The 18,712-nt window shown below is 37.4% G+C and carries 19 protein-coding genes; 6 read left to right on the forward strand and 13 right to left on the reverse strand.

The genetic code is table 11. The features are described from left to right. Positions 1-13: 13 nt before the first annotated feature. The 7 genes from lipA to P0077_RS13505 all read right to left on the reverse strand — a co-directional run bounded on the left by lipA (position 14) and on the right by P0077_RS13505 (position 5,692). Positions 14-889, reverse strand: coding sequence for a lipoyl synthase (lipA, locus tag P0077_RS13475; RefSeq protein ID WP_276165746.1), 876 nt, complete (start codon positions 887-889; stop codon positions 14-16). Between the two features lie 171 nt (positions 890-1,060). Next, positions 1,061-1,615: an RNA polymerase sigma factor gene (locus tag P0077_RS13480; protein WP_276165747.1), complete on the reverse strand. Its 555-nt coding sequence runs from the start codon at positions 1,613-1,615 to the stop codon at positions 1,061-1,063. Between the two features lie 51 nt (positions 1,616-1,666). Next, positions 1,667-1,861 (reverse strand): membrane or secreted protein, encoded by a 195-nt coding sequence (locus P0077_RS13485; protein ID WP_276165748.1) that lies wholly within the window; start codon positions 1,859-1,861, stop codon positions 1,667-1,669. A gap of 84 nt (positions 1,862-1,945) precedes the next feature. Continuing rightward, entirely contained in the window at positions 1,946-2,704 is a 759-nt protein-coding gene (locus P0077_RS13490; RefSeq protein WP_276165749.1) for an anti-sigma factor, read from the reverse strand. Positions 2,705-2,708: 4 nt separating this feature from the next. Beyond that, the gene (locus tag P0077_RS13495; protein WP_194526277.1) at positions 2,709-3,275 is read right to left on the reverse strand and encodes an RNA polymerase sigma factor; all 567 of its coding nucleotides are present in this window, start codon (positions 3,273-3,275) and stop codon (positions 2,709-2,711) included. A 207-nt stretch (positions 3,276-3,482) separates the two neighbouring features. Further along, positions 3,483-4,502, reverse strand: coding sequence for a UDP-N-acetylmuramate dehydrogenase (gene murB, locus P0077_RS13500; protein ID WP_276165750.1), 1,020 nt, complete (start codon positions 4,500-4,502; stop codon positions 3,483-3,485). After that, on the reverse strand, positions 4,502-5,692 hold the full coding sequence (locus tag P0077_RS13505; protein ID WP_276165751.1) for a pyridoxal phosphate-dependent aminotransferase: 1,191 nt from the start codon (positions 5,690-5,692) through the stop codon (positions 4,502-4,504). Before P0077_RS13505 ends, murB begins: the two co-directional genes overlap by 1 nt. Positions 5,693-5,832: 140 nt before the next feature. Between P0077_RS13505 and P0077_RS13510 the strand changes: the two genes are divergently transcribed. Beyond that, on the forward strand, positions 5,833-7,161 hold the full coding sequence (locus P0077_RS13510; protein WP_276165752.1) for a PDZ domain-containing protein: 1,329 nt from the start codon (positions 5,833-5,835) through the stop codon (positions 7,159-7,161). A gap of 55 nt (positions 7,162-7,216) precedes the next feature. Here the strand turns inward: P0077_RS13510 and P0077_RS13515 are convergent, their stop codons facing one another. Beyond that, positions 7,217-7,603 (reverse strand): DUF1573 domain-containing protein, encoded by a 387-nt coding sequence (locus P0077_RS13515; RefSeq protein WP_276165753.1) that lies wholly within the window; start codon positions 7,601-7,603, stop codon positions 7,217-7,219. A gap of 199 nt (positions 7,604-7,802) precedes the next feature. Here P0077_RS13515 and P0077_RS13520 point away from each other — a divergent pair, with 199 nt between their 5' ends. The 5 genes from P0077_RS13520 (at position 7,803) to P0077_RS13540 (ending at position 14,295) form a co-directional block, all read left to right on the forward strand. Beyond that, the gene (locus P0077_RS13520; protein WP_276165754.1) at positions 7,803-10,433 is read left to right on the forward strand and encodes a valine--tRNA ligase; all 2,631 of its coding nucleotides are present in this window, start codon (positions 7,803-7,805) and stop codon (positions 10,431-10,433) included. Between the two features lie 223 nt (positions 10,434-10,656). Further along, positions 10,657-11,226: a TetR/AcrR family transcriptional regulator gene (locus tag P0077_RS13525; RefSeq protein WP_276165755.1), complete on the forward strand. Its 570-nt coding sequence runs from the start codon at positions 10,657-10,659 to the stop codon at positions 11,224-11,226. A gap of 294 nt (positions 11,227-11,520) precedes the next feature. After that, a complete protein-coding gene (locus tag P0077_RS13530; protein WP_276165756.1) occupies positions 11,521-12,114 on the forward strand; it encodes a hypothetical protein in 594 nt (197 codons plus the stop codon). Positions 12,115-12,192: 78 nt separating this feature from the next. After that, a complete protein-coding gene (locus tag P0077_RS13535; RefSeq protein ID WP_276165757.1) occupies positions 12,193-13,461 on the forward strand; it encodes a sterol desaturase family protein in 1,269 nt (422 codons plus the stop codon). A 72-nt stretch (positions 13,462-13,533) separates the two neighbouring features. Further along, on the forward strand, positions 13,534-14,295 hold the full coding sequence (locus tag P0077_RS13540) for a creatininase family protein (protein ID WP_276165758.1): 762 nt from the start codon (positions 13,534-13,536) through the stop codon (positions 14,293-14,295). Positions 14,296-14,307: 12 nt separating this feature from the next. Here the strand turns inward: P0077_RS13540 and P0077_RS13545 are convergent, their stop codons facing one another. The 5 genes from P0077_RS13545 to ftsH are packed head-to-tail and all read right to left on the reverse strand — an operon-like array spanning position 14,308 to position 18,705. Beyond that, on the reverse strand, positions 14,308-14,574 hold the full coding sequence (locus P0077_RS13545) for an acyl-CoA-binding protein (protein ID WP_276165759.1): 267 nt from the start codon (positions 14,572-14,574) through the stop codon (positions 14,308-14,310). After that, positions 14,549-15,232, reverse strand: a complete 684-nt coding sequence (locus P0077_RS13550) for a phosphatidylserine decarboxylase family protein (RefSeq protein ID WP_276165760.1) — start codon at positions 15,230-15,232, stop codon at positions 14,549-14,551. The genes P0077_RS13545 and P0077_RS13550 overlap by 26 nt, the downstream gene beginning before the upstream one ends. Further along, a complete protein-coding gene (locus P0077_RS13555; protein WP_276165761.1) occupies positions 15,222-16,025 on the reverse strand; it encodes a phosphatidate cytidylyltransferase in 804 nt (267 codons plus the stop codon). The genes P0077_RS13550 and P0077_RS13555 overlap by 11 nt, the downstream gene beginning before the upstream one ends. A gap of 4 nt (positions 16,026-16,029) precedes the next feature. After that, positions 16,030-16,644, reverse strand: a complete 615-nt coding sequence (locus P0077_RS13560; RefSeq protein ID WP_276165762.1) for an LUD domain-containing protein — start codon at positions 16,642-16,644, stop codon at positions 16,030-16,032. A 57-nt stretch (positions 16,645-16,701) separates the two neighbouring features. Further along, a complete protein-coding gene (gene ftsH / locus P0077_RS13565) occupies positions 16,702-18,705 on the reverse strand; it encodes an ATP-dependent zinc metalloprotease FtsH (RefSeq protein WP_276165763.1) in 2,004 nt (667 codons plus the stop codon). Positions 18,706-18,712 lie beyond the last annotated feature (7 nt).

Below are 18,712 nucleotides of genomic sequence, written 5' to 3' on the forward strand. Positions count from 1 at the left end.
GTATTTGTCAATTTTAGTGAATGTGCTTGTGTGCTTTATAGGAAGATCGTACCAAAGCGCCACTTTCTACATGTCTAAAGCCCATTTCTAGACCTATTTCTTCATATTTTTTGAATTGCTCCGGAAGAATAAATTCTTTTACAGGCAAGTGTTTTTTAGAGGGTTGAAGATATTGTCCTATAGTAACAACATCAACATTGGCATCTCGTAAATCCTGCATGGTTTCAATAACTTCTTCTTCTAACTCACCTAAACCAAGCATGATTCCAGATTTCGTACGGTTTACGCCATTAGCACGTAAATAACGGAGCACCTCAAGGCTACGCTCATATTTGGCTTGTATCCGTACTTCACGAGTAAGTCTTTTAACGGTTTCCATGTTATGGGAAACAACCTCGGGACCTACTTCTATAATACGGTCTAAATGCCTTTCTATGCCTTGAAAATCAGGAATAAGAGTTTCAAGGGTGGTCGTTGGGTTCATTCTACGAATAGCCTTTACGGTCTCTGCCCAAATAATAGACCCCATATCTTTTAAGTCGTCTCTATCTACTGAAGTAATAACAGCATGTTTAATGCCCATAATTTTAATGGAACGAGCCACTTTTTCAGGTTCGGCCCAATCTACCGTATCCGGTCTGCCGGTCTGAACACCACAAAAACCACAAGAACGGGTACATACATTACCTAAAATCATAAATGTAGCAGTACCTTCTCCCCAGCATTCGCCCATATTAGGGCAACTACCCGAGGTACAAATAGTGTGAAGGTCATATTTATCTACCAATCCTCTAAGTTGAGTATATTTTTTGCCTGTAGGAAGTTTAACTCTAAGCCATTTTGGCTTTCCCTTTGGAGGGATAACGTTGCCTATAGTATCTGTGCTCATAATTGATGCAATTTTATACAAATATACAATTTAGCTGTGCAGCACCGCTGTTATTGGGCTGTTTTTGCTTTTGCTTGAACTGTAATTCTTTGGAAATTAATATTATAGCTGTTTTAAGCTGAAAGTAATATTTCTTTCAGGGTTAAATGGGTTGGAGATTGATTAGGAAAATTACTTTTTCCGGATAACTTCTGCCAAAAGTTTTTTAGCTCTTAACAGCTTTACTTTTACATTGTTAATGGGTTCGTTAAGTTCCTTTGCTATATCTGCATAGCTTAATTCTTTGAAATAACGAAGGTTGATGACTTCCTGGTAGTGCGGTTTTAGCTTTTTTATATGCATTAAAAGACTGGCCAGGTTCTGTTCTCTAATCAACTGGTCCTCGGCAGATGGAGCATCATCAAGAACTTTTTTTACCGCATCTTGGTTTCCGCTGGTTTCAAGGCTTTTTTTGCGTTTACGAATCAGATCAACGTGAATGTTCTTTGAAATGGTAATTAACCAGGTCTTGAACTCATAGTCTTTATTATAGGTACCGAGTTTGTCAAAGGCCTTTGAAAAGGTCTGAACGGTAATGTCCTCTGCATCGTTCTCATTTTCGGTACGTTTTAGTTGAAAACCGTAAACTCCGTTCCAATAGGTGTCTAAAAGTGTGCTGTAGGCTATTTGGCTTCCTTTGAGGGCTTTTTGTATGGTAATTTGGATGTTGTCATCGGCTTTTGCCAAAAGAAGATAGTTTGAAAAATGAGAATTTAAATTGAGTTATGAAGGTTTAGATTATGCTTCATTTCTGCACTCTTGCTCGCTTGGTAGCTTACCGCACATTCCGCAGGCTTCACCACTTTGGTTTAAAAATGGACTTTGGCTAGCGCAAGTACCCGCAAATTTCCCGTCTTTTTTCGCCCAGATTTTAATGGCTATTCCTGCAAATCCCAATGCTAATAACCCGATGGTCAATAAAATGAGTTTCATAAAGATTATTTTGGGACAAAGATATAAAATTAAGCCCCGAAATGGAAGTTTCGAGGCTTAATGATATATTAAATAAACAATTGCTTAGTATGCAATGTTCGCTACTATATTTTCTACGGTAGGGCTTTGGTTGCCTCCTTGTGGTTCTATGGTAATATAACTAACGGCATCTTCTGCGTAGGGCAATGCCAATAATTTTTCTTGACTGCTAGCTTCTTTTATGATACCTAAATTCACCATTTCTCCGTTTACCTCTGTCCACATCTGGTAACATTGGTCTTTTGGCAAATGCGGAAGCTTGCTTACATTAATATAAGAAAGTCTCTTTACCGGATTTATGTAGGCCACGGCTTTAAGCTCTTTTGCTTTTTTGTTTCCTTTTACGGTATACTTTTTTGTTTCCGGGTTTTGTAGAACAATAAACTGGTTTCTAACATCTTCCAACTGGGCACGCATAGTTTCTTCCAAATCGTCAATTTTGTTATTGACAATAGAGTTCTCTTCTTCCAGACTTTGGTTTTTGTCCCAGAAGAAATAGGATGCACCTGCAGAAACCAATACGGCAAAACTGGCCGCAACCGCCATGCGGTAGAAATTTCTTTTAAAGTTGGACTCTTTATTAATACTGTTAAGAATTCTTTCTTTAAGTGCTTCCGGTGCTTTAACGGCATGCAATTTTGCATACGTTTCTAAATTGTCTTGTAGCTCATTGTAGGTTTCACGAACTTCTGGGTACATAGACAAATAGCGTTCTACTTGTAGTGCTTCCTCAGTTGTAGTAGTACCTAAAAGATAGCTTTCCAATAAATCGGAATCTAGGAATAATTTTATTTTTTCTTTCATGGTATTAGGATATCAGGTTTAATGATAACACCAACAGTAATGTAGGGCCGTAAATTTTCTTGAGTTCCCTGAGCCCGATTTTTAATCTAGATTTGATAGTTCCCAGCGGAATATTAAGCTCATCGCTAGCTTCCTGTTGCGTCATACCCTCAAAAAATAAGGCATCTAACACAATTTGGTATTTGGTCTCTATCTTGTCTAAATTTTCACGGACGTCCATAAACTCTGGTCTTGTACTGTTGACGCCTAAATTATATACGTCAGAAACATCAATTTGGATTTCCTTATCACTTTTTGTATTAACGCTTCTTAATTTATCTATTGCCGTATTACGTGTTATACGAAATAACCACGTAAAAAGTTTAGCCTTAGATGAATCATAAGAATCGGATTTTTTCCAAATCTTTATAAAACTTTCCTGTAAGACATCCTGTGCTAATTCTTCATTTCGAACTACCTTGTTGGCAACCCCCAAAAGTGTGTCTCCATAATGCTCATACAAAAGTGAAATAGCTTTTTCATCTCTTTCTTGAAGCAGTTCTACAATGTGTTTTTCAAGTAGTGTACTCATATTTTAGTGTCGGTGCAAAAAAAATGGATGTTTGGGCATCCAATTTAATCGATAGAACCGTATATGTTTAAACGCTAATTTATAAAATGATTTTTATATAGGCGTTTTCAAAATATTAATAATATAAATGTGCACTTGGTAACTGCACATTTAATTTTTGGTTAGTTTGGTTTGGTATAGCCCCCAAGATTTTTCTTTGGGGGTTATTTATTTTATGATGTTTACCTCCGGTGATATATTAATACCGAATTTCTTATCTACTTCCTCAATTATTCTATAGGCTAAATTTAACATTTCTTCACCTGTAGCATTACCGTGGTTGACAAGAACCAACGCCTGATTTTTATGAATACCGGCGTCACCGAATCTTTTACCTTTAAAACCACATTGTTCAATTAGCCAGCCTGCTGGTATTTTATAGCTTTCATCCGTAATTTTATAGGATGGAGCTTCAGGATGGAGTGTAATGAACCGGGTGTAATCTTCTAGGCTAATTATCGGATTTTTGAAAAAACTCCCGCTATTGCCCAAAACTGCGGGGTCTGGCAATTTACTTTGCCTAATTGCTATTACAGCATTTGAAATATCTTTTATAGTAGGGTCTAAAATGCCCATTTTTTCCAATTCAGCGTCAATAGCACCGTAAGAGGTGTTTTTCTTATGGTTCTTTTTCGACAGTTGTATGATTACCGAAGTGATAATGTATTTTCCTTTTCCTTCGTTCTTAAAAAAAGAATCACGATAGCCAAACTGACAGTCTTCTTTAGAAAAAGTCTTTAGGGTTTGAGTTTCAATATGCATTGCTTCGCAAGAAACAAAATTATCCTTTAGTTCAACACCGTAAGCGCCAATGTTTTGAATTGGGGCCGTACCAGTGTTACCAGGAATAAGAGACATATTTTCTAATCCACCATAATTTTGGTCTAGCGTCCATAGTACCATTTGGTGCCAATTTTCGCCGGCCATAACCTTTAAAAGTACATTGTCGTCACTCTCTTCAAGAACTTCTTTTCCTTTTAAGTTGATGTGTAAAACCAATGCATCAACATTGTTAGTGGTAATCAACATATTACTTCCCCCGCTAAGAACAAATTTGTTGGGGTAATCGTTAAGTTGAAGAGCTTCTTTTAAGTCTTCCAGGCTATTGATTTCAACAAAGAATCTAGCTTTGGCATCTATTCCAAAGGTATTATAGGGCTTAAGGGATATATCTTTTTTTACCTCCATTAAGCTATATAACTTTTTAGCGCCTCCTTTAGTATGTGAACAGCTCTCTTTAAGTTGCCTTTATCAAGAACATAGGCAATTCTTATTTGGTTCTTACCATGTCCTTCTGAAGCATAAAATCCTGCAGCAGGTGCAACCATTACGGTTTCATTGTTCAGTCTAAAATCTTCTAGCAGCCACTGAGCAAAATCATCTGCATCTGTTATGGGTAATTCCGCAATGCAATAAAAAGCACCTTGAGGCTTACCTATTTTAATGCCTTCAATTTTCTCCAATTCTTCAATTAGAAGGTTTCTACGGCCTACATACTCTTCTTTGACATCGTCAAAATAACTTTGTGGAGTTTCCAAAGCGGCCTCACTGGCTATTTGAGCATATGTTGGTGGCGATAATCTTGCTTGTGCAAATTTTATGGCTGTTTTAATAATGTCTTGGTTCTTGGTGACCAAACAACCTATTCGAGCCCCGCACATGCTATATCTTTTGCTAACGGAGTCTACGATAATGGCATGTTCTTCCAACCCTTCTTCCTGTAAAATAGAGTAGTGCTCTTTTCCGTCATAAGTAAATTCACGGTATACTTCATCCGCAATTAAGAACAGATCATGTTTTTTAACGATGGCCGCTAGTTTCTTTATTTCCTCACGGGTATATAAGTATCCCGTAGGATTTCCCGGATTACAAATAAGAATAGCCTTTGTTTTAGGTGTAATCAGTTTTTCGAACTCTTCAATGGCTGGAAGGGCAAAATTAGAATCGATATTGGATATTACCGGAACAACCTTTACCCCTGTAGCGGTAGCAAATCCGTTGTAATTGGCATAAAAAGGCTCGGGAATGATTATTTCATCGCCATTATCCGCGATACTGCCCATGGTGAAAGCTAAAGCTTCGGAGCCACCTGTGGTCACTATAATATCTTGTGCAGTTACGTGAATATCATTCTTAGCGTAATAGGCAGCAAGCTTTTCACGGTATTCTTCTGAACCTTCGGTACGGCTATAGGCAATAACGTCCAAGGTGTTGTTTTTTACTGCATCCAGCGCTACTTGTGGAGTCTTTATGTCTGGTTGACCAATATTTAGATGTATTACTTTAACCCCTTTTTTCTTCGCTTCTTCTGCGTAAGGAACTAGTTTTCTAATTGGTGATGAGGGCATTGAAAGCCCTTTTTGAGATACTTTTGGCATATAAGTACAATTTTGCTGCAAAAATGAGGAAACCAAATGACAAAACCATACGCCTTGGGAATTCGTTTATTGGTCTTTTGTTAAAAAACAAGTGGTGTATGTGAAAAAATCGTAAATTATAGAAGGAAATATGAAAAAAGTTGAACTGCCTTCGTCCACATATCATATTCTTTCTAATGCTGCTTTCTTTTTCGGTAACAGGGCAGGGCTTTAATTTGCCCGAAGGCCAAAAATCCGAAAAGGTAAAATTTCAGCTTATAAACAACCTCATTATAGTGCCTATTGAAGTGAATGGTACGGAACTTTCTTTTTTATTGGACTCCGGAGTAAGTTCTCCCATATTGTTCAATATCTCCGAAACGGATTCGGTTCAAATAAACCATGTTTCTGAAATTACCATTAAAGGTTTTGGCGATAATGAACCAATTAAGGCCTTGGCTTCAAAAGGGAATCAATTTCGTCTGAAAAATATCGTGAACGAGAATCAGAAATTATTCGTCGTGATGGATAAGAGTATCAATTTTTCTACTTCTTTGGGAATCCCTGTACATGGTATTATTGGCTATGATATTTTTAGGGATTTTGTGGTAGATATCAACTATACCAAAAAGAGTATCCGTTTTCGTGACCCGGAGACGTATGTATATAGGGAAAACAAAAGCAATGAAGTCCTGCCTTTGTCCATTAGGGCTAAAAAAGCGTATTTGAATACGGGACTCTATTTGAATGATGGAAAGGAGGTTTCTGCAAGATTACTTCTGGATACGGGCAGCAGTGATGCACTTTGGCTCTTTGAGAGTGATTCGGTTCAGGTACCGGATAAACATTATGATGATTTTCTGGGGAAGGGCCTTAACGGAAATATTTACGGTAAAAGAACTAAGGTAAATGGTTTAAAAATAGGTCGTTTTATGTTGAATGATGCTAAAGCAGCTTTTCCCGATAAGGATTCTTTTCGAGAACTTACAAATTTGGTGAATCGTAACGGTAGTTTAGGTGGCTCGGTTTTAAAAAGGTTCCGCGTTGTGTTCGATTATCAAAGAAACCGTATTATACTTCGTAAGAATTCTAATTTCAATAGACCTTTTAAATACAACTTGTCCGGATTGGATTTGCAGCATGCAGGCATTCGCTATATAGCAGAAAGTATTAGTGACGGGCGAGGAGTAGTGTATGCGGATAAACGTGAATTTGGTAATGTGCAACTACTTTTTGAAAATCAGACCCGATTAAGTGTTGCTCCGGAAATTATTGTTTCTTCTATTCGTGCAGGTAGTCCGGCGCATGAGGCCGGTTTGCAAGAAGGAGATGTTATTTTGGCGGTAAACGGAAAAAGTGTTCACCGGTACAAACTTCAAGATATTTTAGAGATGATCAATGAAAAAGAGGGCAAGCGTATTAAGCTATTAATTGAGCGTTATAATTCCGATTTGCTATTCACTTTTGTACTCAAAAATATGCTTAAATAAAAAAGACCCGATCTTGCGATCAGGTCTTTTATTCAATTTTTAAGATAAGATGAGTTTATTTGCCTTCAGAAGCTTTAACCTCACCTTTAATTTTTAGCACCTTTGTTGGTGTGTCGGCATTAGAAATTACTGTAATGGCCTTTCTAATCGGACCAACACGGTTGGTGTCATATTTTACTTGAATTTCACCTGTTTTTCCTGGTAAAATTGGATCTTCTGGTTTTTTAGGTATGGTACAACCACAGCTAGAGCTTACCTTGCTAATAATCAATGGAGCTTGACCAGTATTCGTAAATTCAAAAACACGAACACCATCGGCCCCTTTTTGAATCTCGCCGTAATCAACGGTTTCAGATTTGAATTCAATTTTAGCGGCCTTATCCTGTGCGGTAAGGGTTAATCCCATTAGGCCAACAAATAATACGAGTACTATTTTTTTCATTTTATTAAATTTAGGGAATCTCAAAAATAAATCTTTTCAGATGAACCTCCAAAATTCTTTTGTTATCTGTTAACGTTACTTATTTTTGTTTCGTATTTGAAACAAGGCAAAATTGCCATAATTTATTAATAACGCAACTTCTTATTTCGGTCTTTATTGTTATGACCGACATTCCTTAGTCAAAAACCGTTCCAAAAATATGGATATCCCTTCTAAATATGACTCCTTAAAAGCTGAAAATCATTGGTATGATTACTGGATGGAGCATGATTATTTTTCATCTACTCCAGATGAGAGAGAGCCTTACACTATTGTAATTCCTCCGCCAAACGTAACAGGAGTACTTCATATGGGGCACATGCTTAACAATACTATTCAAGATGTATTGATAAGACGTGCGCGCTTAATGGGTAAAAACGCGTGCTGGGTACCAGGTATGGACCACGCTTCAATTGCTACAGAGGCTAAAGTTGTAGCCAAGTTGAAATCAGAAGGTATAGATAAAGCCGATCTGAGCCGTGAAGAATTTTTAAAGCACGCTTGGGATTGGACAGATGAATACGGCGGTGTAATTCTTGAGCAGCTTAAGAAATTAGGTGCTTCATGTGATTGGCAACGTACAAAATTCACTATGGATGACGACATGTATAAGTCGGTCATTAAAGTATTTGTTGATTTATTTAATAAAGGATTGATCTATAGAGGGTACCGTATGGTAAACTGGGACCCGGAGGCGCAGACCACACTTTCTGATGAAGAGGTGATTTATGAGGAAAAACAAGGACTTTTGTACTACCTCTCATATCCTATTGAAGGTTCTGATGAGCGTGTAACCATTGCTACTACGAGGCCAGAGACCATTTTAGGGGATACGGCAGTATGTATCAATCCTAATGATGAACGTTATCGTCATCTACAAGGAAAAAAGGTAGTTGTACCTATTTCCGGTAGGGTTGTACCAATTATTGAAGATGAATATGTTGATATTGAATTTGGTACCGGATGTTTAAAAATTACTCCTGCCCACGATATTAATGATAAAGCCTTAGGAGAAAAACACGGACTAGAAACCATAGATATTTTTAATGCGGATGCTACTTTTAATTCTTTTGGATTGCATTACGAAGGAAAAGACCGTTTTGTAGTTCGTAAGGAAATTACCAAAGAGCTGGAAGAAAAAGGATTTTTGGTAAAAAAGGAGAACTACGTTAATAAGGTGGGTACTTCTGAGCGGACCAAAGCTGTTATCGAACCACGTTTGAGCGATCAATGGTTCTTAAAAATGGAAGATTTGGTTAAACCGGCCATAGAATCTGTTCTTAAGACGGAAGAAGTAAAGTTCTTCCCCAAAAAGTTCGAGAATACCTATCGCCATTGGATGGAAAACATTCGGGATTGGAATATTTCTCGTCAATTATGGTGGGGACAACAGATTCCGGCCTTTTATTTTGGTGACGGACAAGAAGATTTTGTAGTTGCGGAAACTATTGAAGATGCCTTAAAACTAGCACAGGAAAAGTCAGGCAATGCCAATTTGACAGAAGCGGACCTAAAACAAGACGAGGATGCCCTGGATACTTGGTTTTCATCTTGGTTGTGGCCAATAAGTGTCTTTAACGGTATTTTAGAGCCGGATAATGATGAGGTTAACTACTATTACCCAACTAATGATTTGGTGACAGGTCCGGATATTATTTTCTTCTGGGTGGCTAGAATGATTATTTCCGGTTACGAATATCGAGATGAACGTCCTTTCCAAAATGTATATTTTACCGGATTGGTGCGTGATAAGCAACGTAGAAAAATGTCCAAGTCGCTAGGAAATTCACCAGATGCACTTAAGTTAATAGAAGATTACGGAGCAGATGGAGTTAGAGTAGGGCTTCTGTTAAGCTCAGCTGCGGGTAACGATTTGATGTTTGATGAAGATTTGTGTCAACAAGGTAAAAACTTCGCCAATAAAATATGGAACGGCTTCCGATTACTGAAAGGGTGGGAGATAGCAGATTTACCACAACCCGAAGCATCAAAATTGGGTATAGAGTGGTACAAAGCTAAATTCAATAAAACTTTGGTTGAAATTGAAGACCATTTTAGCAAATACCGTATTTCAGATGCTTTAATGGCTATTTATAAGTTGGTTTGGGATGATTATAGTTCATGGTTGTTGGAAATTATTAAGCCAGACTATCAGAAACCAATTGATAAGGCCACTTATGAAGCGGTTATCGATTTATTTGAACAAAACTTAAAGTTGTTACATCCGTTTATGCCGTTCTTAACTGAGGAGGTTTGGCAACACATAACAGAGCGTACTCCGGAAGAGGCTTTGGTAGTAGCAAAATGGCCTCAATTGGAAAAGGTGGACGATGCTCTTATAGAAAGTTTTGATATAGCAGCAGAAGTGGTGTCCGGTGTTCGGAACATTCGTAAAGAAAAGAACATACCTATGAAAGAAAGTTTAGAGCTTATGGTTCTAAATGAGGGTAAATTGGCCAAAACTTGGGATGTGGTTATAGAAAAACTGACCAATGTCTCCGAGATTTCATATGTTGATGCCACGGTTGATGGCGCTTTGTCCTTTCGTGTAAAAAGCAACGAATACTTTGTGCCGATAAGCGGAGCAATAGATGTTGAAGCGGAAATCAAAAAGATTGAAGAGGAGTTGAAGTACACCAAAGGCTTTTTAAAATCTGTACAGAAGAAACTTTCCAATGAGCGTTTTGTAAATAATGCTCCTGAAAAGGTAATTACAATAGAGCGTCAAAAGCAAGCAGATGCCGAGGCTAAAATTGAAACCTTAGAAAAAAGTTTAGCCAGTTTGGGATAAACTTTTTGTTAGTACAATAATTGCGGCCGGTTATTCTATTTCTAGAGTATCCGGCCGTTTTGTTTTGGGGCGATGAAATAGTTCCAAACAACTTTTTCACCAGTAATGCTGGATTAGTGGAGCAGGATAGAGCACCTATATTCAGGCTGTTGTACAGATGTTTCAACTAAAATTGCATCGCAATAAATGAATATATATTCACTTTAATTGCTATATTAGTCAGGTGAGAGTTAAAGATGACACTAAGATTAATACAATTTTTGAAGCGACTATTGAGTTGACTTCTGAAGTTGGGTTAAATAAACTTACCATGTCATCTATTGCCGAAAAGGCTCAATTGGCTTCCGGAACTTTGTATATATATTTTGATAGTAAAGAAGAACTATTAAATGAGCTGTACAAGCATTTGTTAGTTCGCGGTACACTTTCATTATTACCTTCTGTACAGCATCTTCCGTTGAAAAAACAATTTTGGATTATATGGTCTAACGTATTAAAATTCCGTGTGTCCAATAGCTCAGAGGTGGTTTTTATGCATCAATTCCGGTATTCATCTTATGTATCGGAAGAAACAAATGAACTTGATGAACAGTTTTTAAGCTATTTAAAAACGATGTTGAATAAAGGTAAAGAAGAGCTAATTGTAAAAAATATTGATAACCGTTTGATGATTTCATTGTTATATGGATACGCCAATACTTTTGCGAGACAATTGGTCAAGGATAAAATTGAGTTAACGGATAGTTTGATGGAGCAATCTTTTCGTGTGTGTTGGGATGCCATAAAATCATAAAATTTTAACGTTTATAAATGAACCTATATTCATTTATAAACGTATATTGTAATGTCTTATCAGTGTAACGACATGAAAAATTAGATTATAATAGCTCCATAGTCTTACTTGGATACTTATTTTTTGAGGATTGTCTAATCTGCTTAAGTCATTGGAGGCCCCATTTGTCATAATCCTACGTGTTCCCCCACTTTATGGCTTCGGGGTCCTTCTTTTTAGACTTCCCTCATAAATTTTGCTGCTTTTGGTGTAAAAATTAATTTTTCGCTTTATATTTATGTAAACCAGCATATTATGAAAAACATCCTATTTTGCATTGCTTTTTTCTCAGTCTTTTTCATGACTTCTCAAGAAACTAAGGTGGAGATTCTTTCTCCGGAAATTCAAATAAAAACAGCCGTTTTGCCAGCTCCGGAAGCAGATAAAGATGCTGCAATGGTCTATGGTTATGATAGCTCGGGAAGCTTGATGGTTCTCAGGGAAGGTTCCAATAATCTTGTTTGTATTGCAGATGATCCGTCAAAAGAGGGAATAAGTGTAGCTTGTTATTCAAAGTCGTTAGAGCCTTTTATGAAGCGAGGAAGAGAGCTTACGTTGGAAGGAAAAAATACAAAGGAGAAAAGAGAAATACAAGGCGCTGAGGTTGCAGCGGGTAAATGGCAAATGCCTATCGTTCCTAGTATGCTCTATATTTATTACGGAAGTGACGAGGCGTATGACAAGAAAACAGGTGAGTTGGGAGATGGTCAATATCGTTATGTTATTTATACACCCTTTGCTACTGTTGAGACTACCGGTTTACCATCAAAACCACATGAAAAGGGAATGCCTTGGTTAATGGATCCCGGAACTTTTCGAGCTCATATAATGGTTGGTCCTTTTAATTAAATTCGGCTCAATTAAAAAACTGTTCGTCTCTATTTATAGAGAAATATCAATACTAAATAAAAATTTAAAACTCACAAAGTGGAAAGTTATGCTCAGGCGCTTTTGTATGCAATTCCATTTTTTGTGGTGCTTTTGGCCATAGAAATAGGATATGGCTATTTTGTGAAAGATCAGAAGCATAAAGTGCTGGATTCGGTTTCAAGTATCAGCGCAGGTTTTACCAATATCATCAAAGATACTTTGGGTTTGGGTTTTATCTTGGTGACCTATCCTATTTTATTGGAGAATTTGGCCGTGTTTACATTAGAGAGTACTTGGCTTCTATGGATTGTGGCCTTTGTAGTCATAGATTTTGCAGGATATTGGAACCACAGGCTAAATCATAAGGTAAACTTTTTCTGGAATCAACATGTTATTCATCACAGCAGCGAAGAGTTTAATCTTGCATGTGCGTTGCGCCAGTCTATTTCTAATTTGATTGGTTATTTTCCCTTACTATTGATTCCGGCTGCTTTCTTTGGGGTGCCTAACGAGATAATAGCCATACTAGCTCCAATTCATTTATTTGCGCAATTTTGGTACCACACACAGCACATAGGTAAAATGGGTTGGGCAGAGTATATCATTGTTACGCCATCACAACATAGGGTTCATCACGCAATAAATCCTGAATATATAGATAAGAATTTGGGACAGATTCTTTGTGTCTGGGATCGTTGGTTTGGTACGTTTCAAGAAGAGTTGGAGGACGTACCTCCCCAGTATGGCGTATTAAAACCAGCTTCTACATGGAATCCTATTCCTATTAATTTTCAACACCTTTGGCGATTGATGCAAGATGCGTGGCGCACTAAGAGCTATTTAGATAAATTGCGTATATGGTTTATGCCCACGGGTTGGAGGCCAGAGGACGTCAAAACAAAATATCCTATCGAAATTATTGAAGATGTCTATGGCTTTACGCGATACGACACCCAGGCATCCATAGCTTTAAAAGTATACGCTATTTTTCAACTCATTGCCACAACACTATTTTTATGGTTCATGTTTTTTAACTATACCGAGATTGGAGTGAGCGGACTTTTAGTATTCGGTTTTATAGTTTTTGTTGGTATTTATGGGTACACTACTTTAATGGACCGAAAACCATATGCCGTTTATATTGAACTTTTCAGGGGTATAGTAGGATTAGTGTTGATTTCTATTTCGGGTGATTGGTTCGGTATGAATAGCTACATTACTTTCGGAAGTTGGCTTGTGGGTATTTACTTTTTGATTACTGCCTTTTGCGGTGTATACTTTACTTATTTTGAATCTGTAGTTCAAAATAGCAAAACAATGGTTTGATTGTTTTTTTATTAAAGTAGTTTTGAGATGTCTGCCCTCAAAAAGACTGTACTTTTAAATCAAATTAACTTTATGAGACCTTATATTTTAGCAGAAACCAATTGGGAAGCCCTAAAGGATGAAAAGTTTGACTTGGCTATACTGCCTTGGGGAGCCACAGAGGCGCATAATTATCATTTGCCCTATGCGACCGATAATATTCAGGCCGATTATATGACCGCGGAATCAGCGCGAGTGGCATGGGAGAAAGGAGGGAGGCCTGTTGTGTTGCCTACCGTACCGTTTGGTGTTAATACAGGCCAATCTGATATATATCTAGATATTAATTTAAATCCAAGTACACAGCTTGCTATTTTGACTGACATAGTAGAGGTTCTTAATAGACAAGGCGTGTATAAATTATTGATATTTAATGGTCATGGCGGCAATAACTTTAAACCTTTGGTACGTGAGCTGGGCTATAAGTTCCCTAAGATGTTTATTAGCTTTTGTTTCTTTCCGGGGGTATTGAACAAAGGTTTGTATTTTGAAGAAAAAGGAGATCATGCAGATGAGATGGAAACTAGCCTGATGCTTCATTTGCAACCAGATTTGGTATTGCCCAGGGAAAAATGGGGTGATGGGGCTTCTAAGAAATATAAAATCAAACCGTTTTCGGAAGGTTGGGCTTGGGCCGAAAGAAAATGGTCGGAAATAAGTGAGGATACCGGCGTGGGCAATCCTCATAAAGCAACAAAAGAAAAGGGTGAGCGATTTTTTAACGATGTGACCCTAAAAATGGGTGATTTTATTTACGAACTGTGTAAAGCGGATACTAACGATTTATACGAGTAGACAAGATGGTAATCAGTTTTTTTTACGTACCTCGTTCTTAACGAGTTTAATGTATGCTTTCATTGCGTCCTCTCGCTTTATACTCTTTGCCTGAATAAGTGCATTAGCTTTAAAAGCATTGATTAATGGAGTGCTACTACCAGGATTGCTATAGTTTCTATTAGCTATCTTGTAATAAGCATAGAGCTTTAGTAGTAAATCTGCAGGCAGTGGTTCGGTAAAGTTATTCATGAACTCTACCGCTTTGTCAAAATCAGTATGTAATTTCTCCTTCTTCATTCTTTTTTAGAACAGCGGCAACACAAGTTTCAGCACCGATTACTTTCTGATTTAATTTAACCGTAATTGCACAATCTAAGGGTAAAAATAAATCCACCCTAGATCCAAATTTTATAAAACCTGCATCTTCTCCCTGCTGAACATTATCACCCTCTTCCGCGTAGTTGACAATACGTCTCGCTAATGCACCGGCAATCTGTCTGTACAGGATATCGCCAAACTTTGGTGTACGGATAACAACAGTTGTTCTTTCGTTTTCCGTGCTGGATTTAGGATGCCAAGCAACCAAATATTTACCCGGATGGTATTTAGAGAATTTCACACTTCCGCTAACAGGGTAACGGGTAACATGCACGTTGGTTGGCGACATAAAAATAGACACCTGTATACGTTTGTCCTTAAAATATTCCGTTTCTTCCACTTCTTCAATAACAACTACTTTTCCATCCACAGGAGCTAAGATGTCATCAAAGTTTTTTGCGGCCCTACGCGTTGGGTTTCTAAAAAATTGAAGAATCAATATAAGAAAAACAACGGCAATCAATTGAATACCCATGCGTAGCCAAGGTATATCAATTGCATACTGAGAACCAAGTATGATTACTGCAACGATAAAAAAGGTAATCAGAATAATTTTTTGACCCTCTCTATGAAACATGGGCGAATATTTTTAAGGTTAAGTACGCAAATGGTGCAGCAAATATTAAACTATCTAGACGATCTAACATACCGCCATGGCCAGGTAAAATAGCACCACTATCTTTTACGCCTGCCGTTCTTTTAAATTTTGATTCAATTAAATCACCTAAGTTACCAGCTATTACTATAACTACGGCTAATATTACCCATTGCATGGGGTTTAAAATAGGTTCATATTTAGCCATAAAATAAGCTGATCCAACAGCAAAAACTAATCCGCCTAATGCACCTTCAATCGTTTTCTTTGGAGATACCGCAGGAAACAATTTGGTACGTCCAAAGCTACGACCTACTATGTAAGCAAACGAATCATTTACCCAAATTAAGATAAAAATACCTATAATTAAAAATTTTGCGAAGTCATTATTGGTGTAAGGAATCATGGTTAGGTAGATACAGCCACCTCCTACATAGAATAAACCAATAAGAAACTTTTGAACGGTATTAAATAGTTTTGTCCTTTTAGAAAAAAGGTAATAAAGCAACATGCAATTTACGGTTAAGGTACATCCCAAAAGGACATACACCAAAATCATATCACTTACAAAGTAGATAAATGCCCACCATAGAATTAAATAGGCGCCATAAATATGAAGCCCTTTTAAATCAACAAGCTTTTTGTATTCATTGAGACAGGCAAGGCCAAATATCATGAATAAAAAATCGAAGGCATCTGAACTTAAAAAGACTGCGGACAACAATAAAAAGATGTAAACAGCTCCTGTAAGCGACCGTCTTAAAACTTCCTTCATGTTATTATAGGTCTTCCAGAAGTAGGAGGTACAGGTTTTTAGAACTGCTTCCGTAAGTTAGAAAATCATCTGAATTTCCTTCGTTGGCTTGAAAGTGTTTTAATGTAGTAATGTTTGCGGGTATATTATGATCGTATTTCTTTTTAATGGTTTTTAAACCTTCTCCTATAGATTCAACTAATTGACTAGTAGTTGCAAATACGATTACATTATATGGTAGTTCGTTAAGTTTTTTATCCATTAACTGATTGGAACAAACCAAAATAGAACCATTTTGAGCTATTAAATGCTCGCAAGTGGTAAAGAATACTTCACTTTCTTTACTAACATTGGTGAAGCTAATATTTTCTTTGGAAAATTTTTCTTTGAGTTTAGGGTTTATGACATAGAACGGATGTTCCTGCCAGCTATTCTCATTAACGATATTTTTTACCGCCTGAGAAATCTCGGAAAACGAATCGCAGTAAAGAAATTTACCACCATTCTGTTTAAAATGTATGGTAAATTTCTCATCTACAGGAATGTTCAGATCAGGCATATGTGCACCTCTAGTTTCCGCTGTTTCTTTGGAAACCTTCTTTTGCTTGCCGCCACCGAATAATTTATCAAATAGCCCCATTTGCTCTTGTAAAACTCAATATGCGTTCTCTCTAGTTAAAGAAAACGTTAAATATTCTTATTTATTTTCTTCTCCTTCTTCAGTTAACGCATCCTCTGAGGATATTGAACCATTAGAAATTTTTTCTTGTCCTTTTTTATCGAACTCTTCTCCAAAAGATCTTTTGCCAAAAATCTTTTCTAAGTCTTCTTTAAAGATGACTTCTTTTTCCAATAATCTTTCTGCAAGGATGGTAAGTTTATCCTTATTATCGGTCAATACCTGAATAGCTCTTTGGTATTGCTCCTCAATAATTTTAGATATTTCCTCATCAATCTTTTTGGCAGTATCCTCACTGTAAGGTTTGGAGAAACCATATGAGTCTTGTCCCGATGAATCGTAATATGTAATGTTACCTATTTCGTCGTTAAGACCGTAAATGGTTACCATTGCCCTTGCTTGCTTGGTTACTTTTTCCAAATCACTCAAGGCTCCGGTAGAAATTTTATTGAAAATTACTTTTTCCGCAGCTCTACCTCCCATAGTGGCGCACATTTCATCTAGCATTTGCTCTGGGCGTACAATAAGGCGTTCTTCTGGCAAATACCATGCGGCACCTAAGGATTGCCCTCTTGGTACGATAGTAACTTTTACCAATGGAGCGGCATGCTCCAACATCCAACTTGTAGTAGCGTGACCTGCCTCATGAAAAGCAATAGTTTCCTTTTCACCAGGAGTTATAATTTTGTTCTTTTTCTCCAATCCGCCAACAATTCTGTCAACAGCATCCAGGAAATCTTGCTTTGAAACTGCCTTTTTCTCTTTTCTAGCCGCGATTAATGCAGCTTCATTACAAACATTTGCAATATCCGCTCCAGAGAAACCAGGTGTTTGTCTGGCTAGGAAATCAAGGTCTAAAGCCTCAGAAGTTTTGATAGGTCTTAGGTGAACTTCAAAAATTTCTTCCCTTTCTCTAATATCCGGAAGGTCTACATATATCTGTCTGTCAAAACGACCGGCACGCATTAAAGCTTTATCCAAAACATCTGCACGGTTGGTAGCCGCTAAAACAATAACATTGGTGTTCGTTCCAAAACCATCCATTTCAGTCAATAACTGGTTCAAGGTGTTTTCACGTTCATCGTTAGATCCGGTAAAGTTGTTCTTGCCACGTGCTCTACCAATGGCATCTATCTCATCAATAAATATAATGGCAGGTGATTTATCTTTTGCTTGTTTAAACAAGTCGCGTACTCTTGAAGCACCTACACCTACGAACATTTCTACGAAATCAGAACCTGATAGGGAAAAGAAAGGTACTTTGGCCTCACCAGCAACAGCTTTTGCCAAAAGGGTTTTACCTGTTCCCGGAGGGCCCACCAAAAGGGCTCCTTTCGGTATTTTACCACCCAGGGAAGTGTACTTGTCCGGGTTTCTTAGGAATTCTACAATTTCTTCTACTTCCTCTTTGGCCCCTTCAAGACCTGCAACATCTTTAAATGAAGTTCTGGTATCTGTCTTTTCGTCAAAAAGCTTGGCTTTGGATTTTCCAATATTAAAGATTTGACCACCAGCGCCGCCACCGCCGCCGCCAGACATTCTGCGCATCAAATAAATCCAAATACCAATTATTAGTACAAAAGGTAGTATGCCCAATAGAAGGTCCATTAGATAATTATTGTCCGTATCGTAATCAACAATAGTATCTAAATTGTTTTCTTTTTTGATGTTTTTTATTTCGTTCTCAAAGTTCTGTAAATCACCGTAATCCAATACATATTGGGGTACAGCACCTGTTGAGGGTAGAAAAGGCTTTTCCGCTACATCTTTATGAACATCCTTGGCCATAGCTTCTTCCGTAAGAAAAACTTTGGCCTGACGCGTATTGGTGATAATCATTATTTCTTTGACATCACCGTTTCTAAGATACTCTTGTAGCTCTGAAGTTGTTGTCTTTCTGGTACTGGCCAAATTGCCGCTACCTATAAATTGAAAACCTATTAAAAGTATTGCAATCAATCCATAAATCCACCATGAGCTGAACTTCGGTTTCTTGTTGTTTGTATTATTATCTTTAGCCATTATTATT

Source organism: Zobellia alginiliquefaciens, assembly GCF_029323795.1.
Classification (GTDB): Bacteria; Bacteroidota; Bacteroidia; order Flavobacteriales; family Flavobacteriaceae; genus Zobellia; species Zobellia alginiliquefaciens.

What these genes read in the sequence shown, in the direction of transcription:
- lipA (WP_276165746.1), bottom strand. Translation starts at nt 889, where the DNA reads ATGAGCACAGATACTATAGGCAACGTTATCCCTCCAAAGGGAAAGCCA.
- P0077_RS13490 (WP_276165749.1), bottom strand. Translation starts at nt 2,704, where the DNA reads ATGAAAGAAAAAATAAAATTATTCCTAGATTCCGATTTATTGGAAAGC.
- P0077_RS13560 (WP_276165762.1), bottom strand. Translation starts at nt 16,644, where the DNA reads ATGGGGCTATTTGATAAATTATTCGGTGGCGGCAAGCAAAAGAAGGTT.
- P0077_RS13540 (WP_276165758.1), top strand. Translation starts at nt 13,534, where the DNA reads ATGAGACCTTATATTTTAGCAGAAACCAATTGGGAAGCCCTAAAGGAT.
- P0077_RS13555 (WP_276165761.1), bottom strand. Translation starts at nt 16,025, where the DNA reads ATGAAGGAAGTTTTAAGACGGTCGCTTACAGGAGCTGTTTACATCTTT.
- P0077_RS13545 (WP_276165759.1), bottom strand. Translation starts at nt 14,574, where the DNA reads ATGAAGAAGGAGAAATTACATACTGATTTTGACAAAGCGGTAGAGTTC.
- P0077_RS13485 (WP_276165748.1), bottom strand. Translation starts at nt 1,861, where the DNA reads ATGAAACTCATTTTATTGACCATCGGGTTATTAGCATTGGGATTTGCA.
- P0077_RS13530 (WP_276165756.1), top strand. Translation starts at nt 11,521, where the DNA reads ATGAAAAACATCCTATTTTGCATTGCTTTTTTCTCAGTCTTTTTCATG.
- murB (WP_276165750.1), bottom strand. Translation starts at nt 4,502, where the DNA reads ATGGAGGTAAAAAAAGATATATCCCTTAAGCCCTATAATACCTTTGGA.
- P0077_RS13505 (WP_276165751.1), bottom strand. Translation starts at nt 5,692, where the DNA reads ATGCCAAAAGTATCTCAAAAAGGGCTTTCAATGCCCTCATCACCAATT.
- P0077_RS13515 (WP_276165753.1), bottom strand. Translation starts at nt 7,603, where the DNA reads ATGAAAAAAATAGTACTCGTATTATTTGTTGGCCTAATGGGATTAACC.
- P0077_RS13520 (WP_276165754.1), top strand. Translation starts at nt 7,803, where the DNA reads ATGGATATCCCTTCTAAATATGACTCCTTAAAAGCTGAAAATCATTGG.
- ftsH (WP_276165763.1), bottom strand. Translation starts at nt 18,705, where the DNA reads ATGGCTAAAGATAATAATACAAACAACAAGAAACCGAAGTTCAGCTCA.
- P0077_RS13550 (WP_276165760.1), bottom strand. Translation starts at nt 15,232, where the DNA reads ATGTTTCATAGAGAGGGTCAAAAAATTATTCTGATTACCTTTTTTATC.
- P0077_RS13495 (WP_194526277.1), bottom strand. Translation starts at nt 3,275, where the DNA reads ATGAGTACACTACTTGAAAAACACATTGTAGAACTGCTTCAAGAAAGA.